The following is a 13,119-nucleotide window of genomic DNA, read 5'->3' as shown; positions in this document are numbered from 1 at the left end:
GTGACCTATAATGAAAAAGCTTGTAATCGGTATTATTTCTATTCTATTCCTGATTGTGGCTGTGTCCTGCAGTAAAGAAGAGGAGCAATCAGCCGATCTGCCAGAAATGGTGGAAGTGAATTTATCAATCAATCCGGAACCGGCAAAATTAAATCAGCCTGTCACTTTTGAAGCAAAAGTTTCTCAAGGAAAGGAAGCGGTTAATGATGCTGATGAAGTGATATTTGAGATTTGGCGTTCGAAGGATGAAAAGCATCAAAAAATCGCGATTAAAAACCCAAAGAATGGCATTTACCGTCTTGAGAAATCGTTTGACCAAGAAGGTACGTACTATATCATTACACATGTTACAGCTAGGGATATGCACAATATGCCTAAAAAAGAGTTTGTTGTCGGAACTCCTAGTGAAAAAGAGGATCCCAACGCGAAAGATTCCATGGAAGGATGAACATGGAGGGGCAAAAAGAGGGACATTAAAAGACAGCCGCAATGGCTGTCTTAATCTTCTTTTTTAGCTTTTAGGTTTACCTTAGCCTGTTTTGAAAGCTTCTCTGCAATTTTTTCATCAACTAATTTAGTAAGATCGCCTTCATAGCTTGTGCCAATATTTAATTTACCTGACAAATCTTTAATTCCTAATTGACCAAAGTTATTGGCATAATCTAAATGTTCAATAATGATTTTATCAACCTGAAGGTGTTCAATTTTAATGGTCGTCTGGTTTTCTTTTTGGATGGTTTCATCAGGGGAAGATTTAGATTCGTGTAAATTGGCTTCCAGGATGGAAATCTTTTTTTCTAATTCCGTGATTTTTTGTAAAAAAGCTTTTTTGGAGATAAAAAAGCGAAATAGAAATCGCATAAAAGCCCTCTATTCAGGATTGGATTGATCGAAGGTGATAGGGATATCCTCGACTTCCTCACGGTTCATTGGCATGGTTAAGGTTAATACACCATTGCGAATTTCAGATTTTATCTTTTGAACGAATATCGGGTATGGTAATATTAATTCCTTTTTGAATGAGCGGCTTACTCGTTCCTTCATATAATATTTTCGATTTTGGTGTAAGGCTTTAAATTCTCCCTTGATTGTCAAGATCTGTTGCTGCACGGAGATTTGGAGATGTTCCTTTTCTAACCCTGGTATTTCGGCTTCGACAATAAGTTCATTTTCCGTTTCGTATAAATCACATTTTGGGAAAAATTCATTTACGGCTGATAGAGGATTTAAGGAAAGATTGTTATTTGAAGAAGGTCTATTATTTTCATTGAAAATTTGATTCCAAAATTTCTCGGATTGAAATTGCTGGGCCACATCTAACCATTTTTTTAATTTATCAACTTCCATCATACCACCCCATTTTAATCATCCCTATTCTCATCTTATTTTTCCTTGTCAAAAACATGCAAAAAAAATCGACGGCTACAAGATTTCTGTCACGTCGATTTGTGAATATTGCATATCTATATTTTTGGGAATTTTAATCTCAAGGACTCCATCCTTATAATTGGCTGCTGCCCCTTTCTTTCGGACAATTGCCGGCAAGGTTATGGTATGTTTATCTTCCTGCTCAGGAATATGTTCAACAATCAATTTGTTAGACGTGTGATAAATGCGGAGTTGTTTGAGCCATTCTTCACTTTTAAGCGGAATTCTCACAAATACAAAATCATGTGTTTCAAAGGCAGCAGAATTTAACACTCCTGTCATTTGCGGTTGCTGTGAAACGGAAGATTGAAAACCGTTCATTAGATCCTGAGGGTTCATCATTCCCATCATGTTTTGAGGCATGATTTTTCGCATGAGATCCTGGACAAAATTTTCAATTTCTTCAGGCTTCATATTTTTCATGGTATCCTTCATATTTTTATTAAAAGGGAAAATATTCCAAGGGAACATCTTTGTTCATCCTCTCTAAAGTCTAGAATTGAGTCGAAATTGGGAAGGAAGGGTTGGCGATTTGATCTTGATCACTTACGTCAGGATCGACGAATCCATTAAAGGAACAGGAACTTGATGGTGATAAGTCTCCTAGTGCTAAATTCGCACCAATCCACTTTTGGTTGGCTGTATGGCTGTTTTGGACGGAAGGCCCCAGAGAAATATTGGCGTTATTAGCGATTGAATTTGTTTTAATATTAAAAACATTTATCTGAAAAGGCATTTTTTTCAGTCCTTTATCTCGGATTGCTAAAGACGTTCGACGGATTTGCGATATCTCCCATATCATTGACATCAGGATCAATAAAGACATTTTCCATTGCGGCGTTCGGAGGTGCAAAATCACCATAAGCAGTATTTTGACCCTGAGATTTTGTATTGGCAGTATGGGCATTATGAAGGGCTTCACCGATGTTGACAGACCCGTTGTTAGAGACACTGTTAATTTTCAAGCTGAAAATGTTGATTACAGTCTGCATCCTGTCACATCCTTTTTATTGATATCTCACACTCATACTATGCAAACACTCGCCCATCCGTTATTAAAACTTGTGCTGATTGTTTAAGGGTACATTTGTTTAAAATTTGCATATATAAATGAATCTTTTTAACATATAGTAAAGAGAGAAATTTTTTTAATAGTGAGGTAATGGTCGTGAAAATAAAAACGGCTTTGATTACAGGCGGAGCCTCTGGCATCGGAAAAATGACCGCCTATAAGCTTGCAGAAAAAGGATATCAGGTTGTGATTAATTATCGTACAAGTGAATCAGAAGCTGTTTTGTTAGCACAAAATTTAACGGAAACGTTTGGTACGAAAAACATCGCAGTTCAAGGGGATGTTGCAAATAAGGAAGATTGCATTCGAATGGTTAATCAAATTCTGACTGAATATGGAACTGTGGAGATGATTGTTCATAATGCCGGGCCGTATATTCATGAGAGAAAGAAAATGACCGAATATACCTTCGAAGAATGGAACTACCTTCTGCAAGGTAATTTGAGTGCTGTTTTTTACTTATCAAAGCTGTTCATTCCAGGAATGAGACAGCAAAAATGGGGAAGGATTATCACGCTCGGGTTTGACCGTGTCGAAACCGCACCTGGATGGGTGTATCGTTCCACATTTGCAGCTGCAAAAGCAGGTTTAGCCTCACTAACGAGGACGATCGCAATTGAAGAAGCGGAGAATGGAATAACGGCCAATATGGTTAGTCCAGGAGATATCATTAACGAATGGAAGGAAAAGAAAATAGAGGAAGCAGTGTTGTCAGCCGATCAAAATACTGTCAAAAGGCAGGGAACAGGAGAAGATATCGCAAGAGTCATAACCTTTCTCGCTGATGAAAAATCTGATTTTATTACAGGAAGCATCATACCAGTCACTGGCGGGATAGACGTCCTCGGCAAAATACATAAGATCTAGGACCTGTTTAAATTCAGGTCTTTTTTTAATTGTTAAAACATTTAATCTTCTGGAATTAAAAACGGTTATTTTGTGGATAATAGGAAATAATCATCGATGAAAGGAGCAAAGAAAATGAGTTTTAATATCAATAGAATTAATCCTAATCAAACTCAAATATTTTTTCATGATGGCCGTTTTGAAACATTAACCAATGAGGAATTAGAAGAATTTTTGCTCCAAATGGGTCTTAGCGAGGTAAATGAATCGCTGGAACAAAATGTAACGGATTAATAATATAACTTTATTACTAAAATGAATGACTAGGGCGTATATTACGTCTTGGTCTTTTTTTATTGAAATTATAACTAAGTTGATTGGAGCGTAAGGCGCGAGACTCCCCGGACTGCCCGCGAACCGCTCGCGCCTGAAGCGTAAATCAACGATCTAGTTTTTATACAAATAAAAAAGCAATCGGTGTTAACCGATTGCTATTATGCTTCCAATAAATGTGAAGAATCGTCCTGAGAAGACCCATTTCTGAGAAAATGCAGCGTATACAAGTCTTTTGGAATTTCATATAAATCATATACTTCCTCATTAGCATTCAATTGATCATAAAGTGATTTTCTTGATTCATTTGCCTTTATAACATAAGGAAGTTTTTCGGCAGCCTTAATAGACCTAATATTAATTTTTCGAATCCGCATAAAAACAGTTTCAATCCCTAACTCATAAAAGAGTTCTTGGAAGAAGGCCTCTTTAGCAGGGCTGTTATAGCCTTGCCCATGATAAGGCTTTCCAAGCCAGGTTCCCAAAAATCCGGCATTCTCTTCAATGTCAAACAAATTGATGGTTCCAATTGGAGTACCCCACTCATCAAGAATAGTACGGGAAATTAATTCTCCGCGCTCTTCTGCTTCAATCGTTTGTTTCGTGATAAATAAGAATTCATCGTAGGAAGCCGCTTTTTGGCGAACGAAAGGGAAGACATCTGGATGCGTCATTAATTCATATAATGTATGGCTGTCATGTAGATCACGTTTCTTTAGCATGATTATCCCTCCATTAGGGCATACCGATCCCATGTCAAAAGAAGCGGCCCACCCTCGAAATTTTTTATAAAGTTGCGTAAAAAATTTCGGGGTGGGAATCGAACCCACTAGAACCAGAAAAACTGGTGGCGCACCATTTGCCTTCCCTATATCATTTTTTGTTAAACCGGAATGTCCATAAACCTCCAAATTTTTCAGGACTTAAAACAGACTTACTTAGTGTATGATACTAAAAATAATCAAAAAAAGAAATAGGTTTTTAGCACATTTTCAACAAGATTTTATTCCAATTTTCTACAACCTTCTACAGGTCTGAATAAATCATTTCACCAGCAATCATCGTCCATTTTGGCTTTGCTAAGTAATGGAAAGGATGATGGCTCCATAACACCAAATCAGCATCCTTTCCCACTTCAATACTGCCAACATGCTGATCTATTCTTAAATTTCTTGCCGGATTAATCGTAATACCTTCAAGTGCTTTTTGCTCGGGTAACCCTTCGCGAGTGGCGATGCCTGCACATATATTTAAGTATTGGATTGGGGTATAAGGATGATCAGTCGTTATCGATACTTCAACACCATGATTAGTCAATTCTTGATAAGTTTTCCAGGTTTTGTTCTTTAATTCGACCTTTGACCTTCTTGTCAGGGTTGGACCTACAGACACTTTTAAACCAATTCCTGCAAGTTCTTCTGCTATTAAATGTCCCTCGGTACAATGTTCAATTCTTAAGTCCAGATTAAATTCTTCTGCAAATCGTAACGCTGTGATGATATCATCAGCACGGTGAGCATGTATTCGAACTGGAATCTCCCTTTTTAATGCCATGATTAATGGACTGATTCGTAAGTCATCAGGGTTATCAGTATGAATCGCTTGGTAAAAGGCCTCTCTAAGCATCCCCATGATACCCATTCGTGTAATGGAGTCACTATTGCCGTGGCTGTGTATTCTTTTCGGATTTTCACCTAAAGCAATTTTTAATCCGGCAACATCTTGAACAATCATTTTTTTGATGTTTTTCCCAGATGTTTTAATGACGGAAGTAGTTCCTCCAATTACATTCGCACTTCCTGGCATAATATGGACCGTGGTGATGCCGTTTTTAATAGCGTCTGAAAAAGCGGGATCTAATGGATAAACGCCGTCCATTGCACGGATATGGGGAGTTAGTGCTTCAGCCGTTTCGTTGGCATCATTACCTGCCCAACCCGTACCTTCATCGTAAAGTCCTAGATGAGTATGAACATCTATAAAGCCTGGAAAAAGAAATAATTCACTGCAGTCCATGATTTTAACGTTCGAATTAGTAACAATATTTTTGCCAACTTTTTTTATTTTCCCTTCTTCTATGAGAACATCACCGTATTTGATCGGTTTTGATGTTATCGGATAAATTGTTGCATTTTTTAAAAGTATGTTCGTCATAATTTAGCCTTTCTGAAACTTAATATTAGTATTTTATCTATTTTACCAACTAGTGTCCCTAAGGGAAAGTAGGGAATTTTCGGCTTTTTCAAAAAAAGAGCGGAATTTGATGTGTTTAATGAAACCTTTAATAGTGTACAGCGTAAATAGTAAGGTAGAGAGAAAAATACTTTTTCAATGGGGGAAATAAAAATGGTAAAGAGTGAAGAAAGGTTATTGGCCGCAGGGATATATGTGCTAAGTATATTTTTTCCGGTTTTAGGACCCTTAATAATTTGGTTAATAAAGAAAGATGAATCATCATTCATCAATTATCATGGGAAAGAATATTTTAATTTTGCTATTTCTTATTTTGTTTACTCGGTCATATCTGGAATATTGGTACTTCTTTTAATTGGCGTTGTCTTATTATGGGCAGTAGGCATTGCGGCTTTTATTTTCACAATTATTGCAGCTGTGAAAGCGTACGAGGGAAATCAATATCAATTCCCGCTCATTTTCAGATTGCTTAAATAAATATAAATGGTGAACCCGGCAAAAAAATTTGCCGGGTTTTTTGAACGTTTTTATAGTTCAAACGTCATATAAATGTATTTAAGAAAACAAAGGGGGAACTAAAAATGGATGCTTTAGCTCAATATACACCCATATTATTGCCAATCGTCATTATTCAGCTTATTTTATTAATTGTTTCTATTATTGATTTAGTAAGGATTGAAAAAACTAATGGTCCCAAATGGCTTTGGGTGATCATTATTTTGTTTGTAAATATTATTGGTCCAATCCTTTACTTTGTGATTGGAAGGAGAAATAACTAATGTCCCTTATTCAAATATCTGGATTGAAAAAGAGTTTCCAGGGTACGGAGGTGATTAAAGGGCTGGATTTTTCCTTAGAAAAGGGAAGATGTATTGCGCTTCTAGGACCTAATGGCGCAGGAAAAACAACCACATTAAGGATGCTATCCGGTTTGATGGCACCTACTTCCGGCACGATTACTTTTACCGATGCCAAAAAAGGTGAGGACATTCGTCGTTTCATTGGTTATCTCCCACAATTTCCTGTTTTTTATGAATGGATGTCAGGGCTTGAATTCCTAATCTATGCCGGAAAGCTTGCTGGTTTAAAGCACAAACAGGCGAAAGAACGAGCCATAGAATTATTGCAGCTTGTTGGGATTATGGATGCTAAAAATCGGAGGGTTGGAAAATACTCCGGAGGAATGAAACAGCGATTAGGTATAGCCCAGGCACTTATTCACAGTCCAGAGTTGATTATGCTTGATGAACCTGTATCTGCCCTTGACCCATTAGGCAGAAGGGAAGTATTAGATCTGTTAGAAGGGTTAAAGAAAGAGACGACCATTCTATTCTCCACCCATATTTTAAATGATGCCGAAGAGGTTTGTGACGAGATATTGTTCTTACATAATGGAGAAATCGTAGAGTCCGGGACAATGAATGAACTTCGTGACCGCCACCAGCAAGCAAAAATTGACTTTATTTTTAAATCCAAATCGGAGGAAATTGAAAATTATTTTGCCAATCATGAATTAACACAATCAGTGAATATTGATGGCAAACGGAACAGTGTATTCGTTAAGGATATTGAGCGTGCAAGACAAATCTTTTTGCAAGAAATTTTAGAGAAAAACTGGCCGCTTGAAAAATTTGAACTTAGCAGAATTACACTGGAAGATGTTTTTATGAAGGTGGTGAGGAAATGAGCCAGTGGATGACGCTTTTGCAAAAAGAGCTGTTAGAAATGTGGAGAAACTTTAAATGGATTTGGATGCCAATTACTTTTATCTTAATTGGTGTTCAGAAGCCAATAATCACATATTACATGCCGCAAATCATTGATTCACTTGGGGGCTTGCCTGAAGGTGCTGTCATTAAGATTCCGACGCCGACGGCCCGTGAGGTAATTATGCAAGGACTGGGGGAATACACCACTCTAGGTGTTTTAATTATTGTCCTTTCGACCATGGGGATTATCGCTGCGGAAAGAAAAAGCGGTGTTGCAGCAATGATTTTGGTAAAGCCGGTTTCATTTACTTCCTTTATAACATCAAAATGGGCTGGGGGAGTATTGATAATGTGGTTTTCTTTTTTTATTGGTTGTCTAGCAACATGGTATTATACAGGTTTATTATTTGATTGGGTTCCGTTTGGCGAATTTTTGCAAGGCTATTTCTTATATGCCTTGTGGTTTACCTTTATATTAACTGTGACTGTATTTTTTAGTTCTATGCTTAGGACGTCGGGAACGGCTGGGTTTATCTCATTAGCTGTTGTTATTATTGTGAGTATAGTGTCAAGTACTTTATCTAGCTGGCTTGAATGGAGCCCCGCTCAATTAACGTCCTATGCGAATGAACTTTTGTTAGATAAAGGAGTTTCGGAGTATCTTTTACCAGCAGGTTTGTTGGCTGGAGTCTGTATCATCATTCTGTTGGCATTAAGTGTTATGATTTTTCGGAAAAAAGAGCTTGCTGTATAGCAGAGTCATTTCGTTTTGCAAATAGGTGCATATATCTTATAATGACTATTATTATAGCTATGGATGAAGGGAAGAAGCAGTGTGATAAATCAAGTCGGTTTGGTATTAGAGGGCGGTGGGATGCGTGGAGTTTATACTGCTGGAGTCCTTGAATACTTTTTAGAGCAGGAGCTGTTTTTTCCTTATGTCATCGGCGTATCTGCTGGTGCATGTAATGCCGCTTCCTATTTGTCGAAGCAAAAAGGAAGAAATAAGACTGTAACGATTGAATATGCTTCTGATCCTAGATATATTTCATGGAAAAATTATTTTAAGAATCGTCAATTTTTTGGGATGGATTTTATTTTCGATGAGATTCCTAACCAACATGTCCCATACGATTATGAAGCCTTCTATAACAGTTCCGGCGAATTTGTCGTCGGTACAACAGATTGTATGACTGGCCAGCCTGTCTATTTTACCAAACGAGAGTACGGGAAGGACTTTTTAACGGTATTACGTGCCTCAAGTTCACTTCCGTTTATTGCTCCAGAAGTACGGTTTAAAGAAAAAATATTACTGGATGGCGGCATTACTGACCCAATCCCCATCAAAAAGGCACAGCAGGATGGATTTTTGAAAAATGTGGTTGTTCTAACTAGAAATTCGGGCTACCAGAAAAAGCCTTCAAAATTTCACTTTCTTGTTGATCGGAAGTATCCTGAGTATAAAGGATTGCAACGATCGCTTAGGGAACGATACCAAGTTTATAATGAAACGGTTGCCTATCTCGAGGAAGAAGAGAAAAAGGGCAGGGTACTGATAATTCGCCCCACCCAGCCGCTTAAGGTTGGCCGGATGGAACGAAATCCTGGAAGACTTGAAGAACTTTATAATCAGGGGTACGAGGATGCTCGAAAATCAATGAAAACCATCTTAGAATATATCCATAAAAAAGAAGAGTCTTAATCGGACTCTTCTTTTTTATCTATTAAAATCGAAAATCTCCTATCATTTTTTTAATAGCAGATAAATAAACTAGAATTAGGAATCGATAAGGGGTTTTCAAAATGAAAATATACGAATATTACCGTGATGCCGCCAAAATCCACTTAAATGGTAGTATTGCAGCTCTGTTACCCGCCAGCTTACTTGTTTTCGGAAATATTTCTTTTGTTAAAAATCAGCAGATGATGCTATTAACCCTTCCATTTATTATTTATAGTTTTTTTAGTTTTCAGTTCTATCTTTATAAAATTCATCAGTCGATTGCCATTGCTCGGAACATGTCTAACTCTAAAAGCACTACCTATTCTTTATTTGAAGCCAGTGAATTATTGGTGCTTTTTATGAATACACAATCTTCAGAATTACAGCTCTATTTTCCGAATGGTCATTTAGCGGGCAGAATTAAAAAATACAGGCGGCAAACTTATGCTCTCTATAATGCGAAGGAGGAAGTAATTGGTTTTTATCACGTTAAAAGAAGAATGCTGACTACGATAAATGTGTACGACCAATACCAAAACCACCTAGGCTGTCTCGAAATTAAGAAACATCCATGGAGGAAAGGAAAGAAAGTATTGCTCGACAATTCGGGCAGAATGATTGGCGCTGTGAAAGGCTCTTCTGTTTTTATGGATGAAGAAGTGATTAATAAAAATAATAAACAATTAGGGCGCCTTAGAAGGGGCTGGATGCCTTTTGAATGGAGTCCATTGTTTCCAAATCCTAATACCCCTGTGCTTACCTTAAGTGAACTTAAATCCGAAAGGGACAAGCTTCTGGGGATGGCATTTTTAATTCATGAATTCTTTGTCGAAAGATGATATGATACAATAAAATGCTATTGTGGGGGTAATGAATTTGGAAATTAACTTTATCAAGGGGCATGGGTCTGGTAATGATTTTCTCATTATCGATGAACTAACCAATAACTATACATTCTCGGAAAAAGAGAGGGCGAATCTTGCACGGTTATTGTGTAATCGGGAAACAGAATTAGGTGCAGATGGAATCCTTTTTGTAATGAAAAGTGACCATGCTGATGGGAGAATGCGGGTCTTCAATGCGGATGGTTCAGAGGCATTCATGTGTGGAAATGGGCTTCGTCTTGTAGCACGATACATTTGCGAACTAAAGGGGCTAAATGAAGCGGTCGTAGAAACAATGAAAGCAGATTTAAAGGTAAGTAAACAAAAGGACCTGGTTCCGGAGGTTCATACCTATCAAGTGGAAATTTCCCCAGTCCTTTTTGAATTGACGGCACTGCCATTAAATTTAAATCAAGCTACATTACGGAACGAAAAAATTGAAGAGTTATCAAATGAATTAAAGTTTACGGCACTTGCAGTACCGAATCCACATTTAATTGCAATCGTTGATAAAGACCAGCTTCAGCTTGATATCCAAAAAGAACTTAGTGAAAAAGTAAACGGTCCTAATGAATTGTTTCCTGACGGAGTTAATGTCAGTTTTGTTAAACCGCTCGAGACAGGTTCCATTTATGTCCGTACCTTTGAACGGGGGGTTGGTTTTACAAATGCTTGCGGTACCGCGATGTCTGCTTCTGCTTTAGTCACTTGTTTACAAGGGTTAAATGAATTCGAACAGACGATTAAGGTCTATAATAATGGCGGACGGGTCCAATGTATTGTCCATCATGACAACGGAACCTATTCCATTGACTTAATTGGCAATGCAACATACCTATTTACGGGTACAGTGAAGGTTGATCTGGATAAAGAGTCATATTCAATGACTTCAAGAAACGACTTAACGGAGCAAAATGCATACGAGATGCTGCAAGCTGATGCCCAGCAATTTATTCACGAAACACTAAAAGGATAAGGGAATCACCTTATCCTTTTTTTGCTGTACCTTTTTTTAAAACTTCCAGCACTGGGCCAAAGGGCTGAATAGCCTTCGTTTGCTGATAATTCTTGAAGGGGTCGATTTGTTTACGGATTCGAGCAAGGGCATTTTGCATAGTAAAGCTTTTTGGATCGAGTTTTTCATCTACTTCTCCCCAATAAAGAGGTGTTGCCACTCCGGCATGTTGATTTCCCCGCAATGAATAGGGGGCAACAATAGTTTTGCCCTCTCCATGCTGAACATAATCAACGTATAACCGATTTCCTCGATTTTTTTTCATTCTTTCAATCGTAAAAGAATAAGGATCCTTTGAGATTAAATATTCAGCAATAAAGCTGGTAAACAGCCTTGTATCCTCGTAAGTAAACTCCCCTTCAGGCAATGGCAGGTAAATTTGCAGCCCCTTGTTGCCAGACGTTTTGATAAAACCGATCAAATTTAACTGGTCGAGTACTTCTTTGATAAATAAAGCCGCTCTGATTGCCAAATGAAATTCATCCTGAGAAGGAGGATCCAGATCGAAAACAATTTCACTGGGGCCCTTGCTGTTTATCGTTTGAAAGGGAACATGGAATTCAATCGCTATTTGATTTCCAAGCCATATCAAGGTTTTAAGATTATTGCAAAGAATATAGTCGATTCCATCTGTTAAATGTGTTTGAACAAATTCAGGAGCATACTCTGGGCAGTTTTTTTGATAAAAGGCTTCTCCAAACATGCCATGTGGATAGCGGATTACCGTTAACAAACGGTTATGTAAAAATGGGAGCATATAAGGTGAAACCTCACGTAAATAAAGAATATAATCAGCTTTCCGAATTTCGAGTTTATCCCATAAGGGCTTATCAGGATGAGTAATTTCCAGGTTATTTGGTAAGTTTTTTTGGCCAAACATGAATTTTTCGTATGAACACTGCTTTGGTTGGACATCAAAGCGAAAACGGTCAAAGTGGGGCTCACGCAATTGGTTTTCATATAACTCTAAGTATTTCACCTCGATACAAATGGCGGGTTCTACATGGATAAATTGCCCATCATCACGAATCATATTTTGTTTTATGGTCTGTTGTAGTGCCTGCTTTTCATCCGGTTTAAATCCAAACAGAACCTGGCCTATCCCTAAAACTTTCTTATCCTTATAAACGCCAACATAAAAGTACCCATTTGTTTTTTCATAAGAGGTTATAAAACAGGTGACATATTTCCAATTCTTGTATTTTAACCATTGTAAGGAACGTTTCCCTTCCTCCCAAAGACTGTTTTTTTGTTTGGCAACAATCCCTTCCCCATCATATAAAATGACTTTTTCCCATAATTCATCAAAATCCTGATGAGCAATGACCGGCTGAAGAAGCGAGTCATTTTGCGGATCAGGTTCATGAGCTAGACCCATTGTTTGAAATAATTTCATAAGCTCTTCTTTTCGTTTATAAAAGGCAGTTGCATAAAGCGATTTTCCTTTTAATAAAAGCAAATCAAAAACCATAAGGCGGCAGGGGGAAGATTCAGCCTGTTCCGTAATTTTATTGGCTGATTTTAAGCGGCCGCGAACTTGAATCGCTGCAAAATTTGCTTTGTAGGGATTTTCAAGCCGAACCAGTTCACCGTCAAGCTGAAGCGGTAAAAAGGGCTGAAATTGTTTTTCATATTGAAGCAAAAAATTCTCGATTTCTGGGAATTGGGGCAATAATGATTTTCCGTTTCGGCTTATTAATTGAATCCCACTTGAAGTCCATTCCAAAATAGCTCGGAACCCATCATATTTAACCTCATAAAGCCAATCCGATTGATTGGGCAGCTCAAAGGTCAAACTAGGCAGCATAGGTTTCATCTGAAAGTTCCCTTCGTTTTCTGTTTAGTTTGCTATTTAATTTTTGACTTCATCCATTTCCAATTGTTTTAGGGAATGTTTAACCTGTGGAATCGAACAA

At 37.7% G+C, this 13,119-nt stretch carries 18 protein-coding genes; 10 read left to right on the top strand and 8 right to left on the bottom strand.

All coding sequences use genetic code 11. From position 1 onward, the window contains the following. Positions 1–10: 10 nt before the first annotated feature. Positions 11–448 carry a FixH family protein gene (locus tag ACIFOT_RS02735; protein ID WP_430061416.1) on the top strand — a complete coding sequence of 146 codons (438 nt, stop codon included), beginning with the start codon at positions 11–13 and terminating at the stop codon, positions 446–448. Positions 449–498: 50 nt separating this feature from the next. Here ACIFOT_RS02735 and ACIFOT_RS02730 read toward each other — a convergent pair whose 3' ends face one another. The 5 genes from ACIFOT_RS02730 to ACIFOT_RS02710 all read right to left on the bottom strand — a co-directional run bounded on the left by ACIFOT_RS02730 (position 499) and on the right by ACIFOT_RS02710 (position 2,420). Beyond that, the gene (locus ACIFOT_RS02730) at positions 499–861 is read right to left on the bottom strand and encodes a hypothetical protein (RefSeq protein ID WP_430061414.1); all 363 of its coding nucleotides are present in this window, start codon (positions 859–861) and stop codon (positions 499–501) included. 9 nt (positions 862–870) lie between these two features. Then, positions 871–1,350: an Hsp20/alpha crystallin family protein gene (locus ACIFOT_RS02725; RefSeq protein WP_430061412.1), complete on the bottom strand. Its 480-nt coding sequence runs from the start codon at positions 1,348–1,350 to the stop codon at positions 871–873. Between the two features lie 72 nt (positions 1,351–1,422). Continuing rightward, entirely contained in the window at positions 1,423–1,899 is a 477-nt protein-coding gene (locus ACIFOT_RS02720) for an Hsp20/alpha crystallin family protein (protein WP_430061410.1), read from the bottom strand. Positions 1,900–1,921: 22 nt separating this feature from the next. Then, entirely contained in the window at positions 1,922–2,164 is a 243-nt protein-coding gene (locus ACIFOT_RS02715) for a spore germination protein (RefSeq protein ID WP_430061408.1), read from the bottom strand. Between the two features lie 13 nt (positions 2,165–2,177). Then, positions 2,178–2,420 (bottom strand): spore germination protein, encoded by a 243-nt coding sequence (locus ACIFOT_RS02710; RefSeq protein ID WP_430061406.1) that lies wholly within the window; start codon positions 2,418–2,420, stop codon positions 2,178–2,180. 176 nt (positions 2,421–2,596) lie between these two features. Here ACIFOT_RS02710 and ACIFOT_RS02705 point away from each other — a divergent pair, with 176 nt between their 5' ends. Together ACIFOT_RS02705 and ACIFOT_RS02700 are read left to right on the top strand one after the other, a co-directional pair. Beyond that, on the top strand, positions 2,597–3,367 hold the full coding sequence (locus ACIFOT_RS02705) for an SDR family oxidoreductase (protein ID WP_430061404.1): 771 nt from the start codon (positions 2,597–2,599) through the stop codon (positions 3,365–3,367). Between the two features lie 114 nt (positions 3,368–3,481). Next, positions 3,482–3,640, top strand: coding sequence for a hypothetical protein (locus ACIFOT_RS02700; protein WP_430061402.1), 159 nt, complete (start codon positions 3,482–3,484; stop codon positions 3,638–3,640). Positions 3,641–3,840: 200 nt separating this feature from the next. Here the strand turns inward: ACIFOT_RS02700 and ACIFOT_RS02695 are convergent, their stop codons facing one another. After that, positions 3,841–4,401: a GNAT family N-acetyltransferase gene (locus tag ACIFOT_RS02695; protein ID WP_430061400.1), complete on the bottom strand. Its 561-nt coding sequence runs from the start codon at positions 4,399–4,401 to the stop codon at positions 3,841–3,843. 304 nt (positions 4,402–4,705) lie between these two features. Beyond that, positions 4,706–5,833, bottom strand: a complete 1,128-nt coding sequence (locus ACIFOT_RS02690; protein ID WP_430061398.1) for an amidohydrolase — start codon at positions 5,831–5,833, stop codon at positions 4,706–4,708. A gap of 192 nt (positions 5,834–6,025) precedes the next feature. Here ACIFOT_RS02690 and ACIFOT_RS02685 point away from each other — a divergent pair, with 192 nt between their 5' ends. From ACIFOT_RS02685 to dapF, 7 genes are all read left to right on the top strand, one after another. Next, positions 6,026–6,349, top strand: a complete 324-nt coding sequence (locus ACIFOT_RS02685) for a DUF4870 domain-containing protein (protein ID WP_430061396.1) — start codon at positions 6,026–6,028, stop codon at positions 6,347–6,349. Positions 6,350–6,453: 104 nt separating this feature from the next. Then, positions 6,454–6,651 carry a PLD nuclease N-terminal domain-containing protein gene (locus tag ACIFOT_RS02680; protein ID WP_430061394.1) on the top strand — a complete coding sequence of 66 codons (198 nt, stop codon included), beginning with the start codon at positions 6,454–6,456 and terminating at the stop codon, positions 6,649–6,651. Then, positions 6,651–7,559: an ATP-binding cassette domain-containing protein gene (locus ACIFOT_RS02675; protein WP_430061392.1), complete on the top strand. Its 909-nt coding sequence runs from the start codon at positions 6,651–6,653 to the stop codon at positions 7,557–7,559. The genes ACIFOT_RS02680 and ACIFOT_RS02675 overlap by 1 nt, the downstream gene beginning before the upstream one ends. Further along, positions 7,556–8,335, top strand: coding sequence for an ABC transporter permease (locus ACIFOT_RS02670; RefSeq protein WP_430061390.1), 780 nt, complete (start codon positions 7,556–7,558; stop codon positions 8,333–8,335). Before ACIFOT_RS02675 ends, ACIFOT_RS02670 begins: the two co-directional genes overlap by 4 nt. Before the next feature lie 81 nt (positions 8,336–8,416). After that, positions 8,417–9,283: a patatin-like phospholipase family protein gene (locus ACIFOT_RS02665; RefSeq protein WP_430061388.1), complete on the top strand. Its 867-nt coding sequence runs from the start codon at positions 8,417–8,419 to the stop codon at positions 9,281–9,283. A gap of 101 nt (positions 9,284–9,384) precedes the next feature. Next, complete coding sequence (locus ACIFOT_RS02660; RefSeq protein WP_430061386.1) at positions 9,385–10,143, top strand: hypothetical protein; 759 nt, start codon at positions 9,385–9,387, stop codon at positions 10,141–10,143. A 37-nt stretch (positions 10,144–10,180) separates the two neighbouring features. After that, positions 10,181–11,164, top strand: a complete 984-nt coding sequence (gene dapF, locus ACIFOT_RS02655) for a diaminopimelate epimerase (protein WP_430061384.1) — start codon at positions 10,181–10,183, stop codon at positions 11,162–11,164. A gap of 10 nt (positions 11,165–11,174) precedes the next feature. Here dapF and ACIFOT_RS02650 read toward each other — a convergent pair whose 3' ends face one another. Beyond that, a complete protein-coding gene (locus ACIFOT_RS02650; RefSeq protein ID WP_430061382.1) occupies positions 11,175–13,019 on the bottom strand; it encodes a DNA ligase D in 1,845 nt (614 codons plus the stop codon). Positions 13,020–13,119: the final 100 nt, after the last annotated feature.

Source organism: Neobacillus sp. NRS-1170, from assembly GCF_050468025.1.
Note: the sequence above shows the minus strand (reverse complement) of the source record. Positions and strands in the feature narration are given on the sequence as shown.

Coding starts and splice junctions, on each gene's coding strand:
- ACIFOT_RS02695 (WP_430061400.1), bottom strand. CDS start 4,401: ATGCTAAAGAAACGTGATCTACATGACAGCCATACATTATATGAATTA.
- ACIFOT_RS02660 (WP_430061386.1), top strand. CDS start 9,385: ATGAAAATATACGAATATTACCGTGATGCCGCCAAAATCCACTTAAAT.
- ACIFOT_RS02710 (WP_430061406.1), bottom strand. CDS start 2,420: ATGCAGACTGTAATCAACATTTTCAGCTTGAAAATTAACAGTGTCTCT.
- ACIFOT_RS02675 (WP_430061392.1), top strand. CDS start 6,651: ATGTCCCTTATTCAAATATCTGGATTGAAAAAGAGTTTCCAGGGTACG.
- ACIFOT_RS02690 (WP_430061398.1), bottom strand. CDS start 5,833: ATGACGAACATACTTTTAAAAAATGCAACAATTTATCCGATAACATCA.
- ACIFOT_RS02685 (WP_430061396.1), top strand. CDS start 6,026: ATGGTAAAGAGTGAAGAAAGGTTATTGGCCGCAGGGATATATGTGCTA.
- ACIFOT_RS02680 (WP_430061394.1), top strand. CDS start 6,454: ATGGATGCTTTAGCTCAATATACACCCATATTATTGCCAATCGTCATT.
- ACIFOT_RS02715 (WP_430061408.1), bottom strand. CDS start 2,164: ATGCCTTTTCAGATAAATGTTTTTAATATTAAAACAAATTCAATCGCT.
- ACIFOT_RS02650 (WP_430061382.1), bottom strand. CDS start 13,019: ATGAAACCTATGCTGCCTAGTTTGACCTTTGAGCTGCCCAATCAATCG.
- ACIFOT_RS02700 (WP_430061402.1), top strand. CDS start 3,482: ATGAGTTTTAATATCAATAGAATTAATCCTAATCAAACTCAAATATTT.
- ACIFOT_RS02730 (WP_430061414.1), bottom strand. CDS start 861: ATGCGATTTCTATTTCGCTTTTTTATCTCCAAAAAAGCTTTTTTACAA.
- ACIFOT_RS02720 (WP_430061410.1), bottom strand. CDS start 1,899: ATGTTCCCTTGGAATATTTTCCCTTTTAATAAAAATATGAAGGATACC.
- ACIFOT_RS02725 (WP_430061412.1), bottom strand. CDS start 1,350: ATGATGGAAGTTGATAAATTAAAAAAATGGTTAGATGTGGCCCAGCAA.
- ACIFOT_RS02670 (WP_430061390.1), top strand. CDS start 7,556: ATGAGCCAGTGGATGACGCTTTTGCAAAAAGAGCTGTTAGAAATGTGG.
- ACIFOT_RS02735 (WP_430061416.1), top strand. CDS start 11: ATGAAAAAGCTTGTAATCGGTATTATTTCTATTCTATTCCTGATTGTG.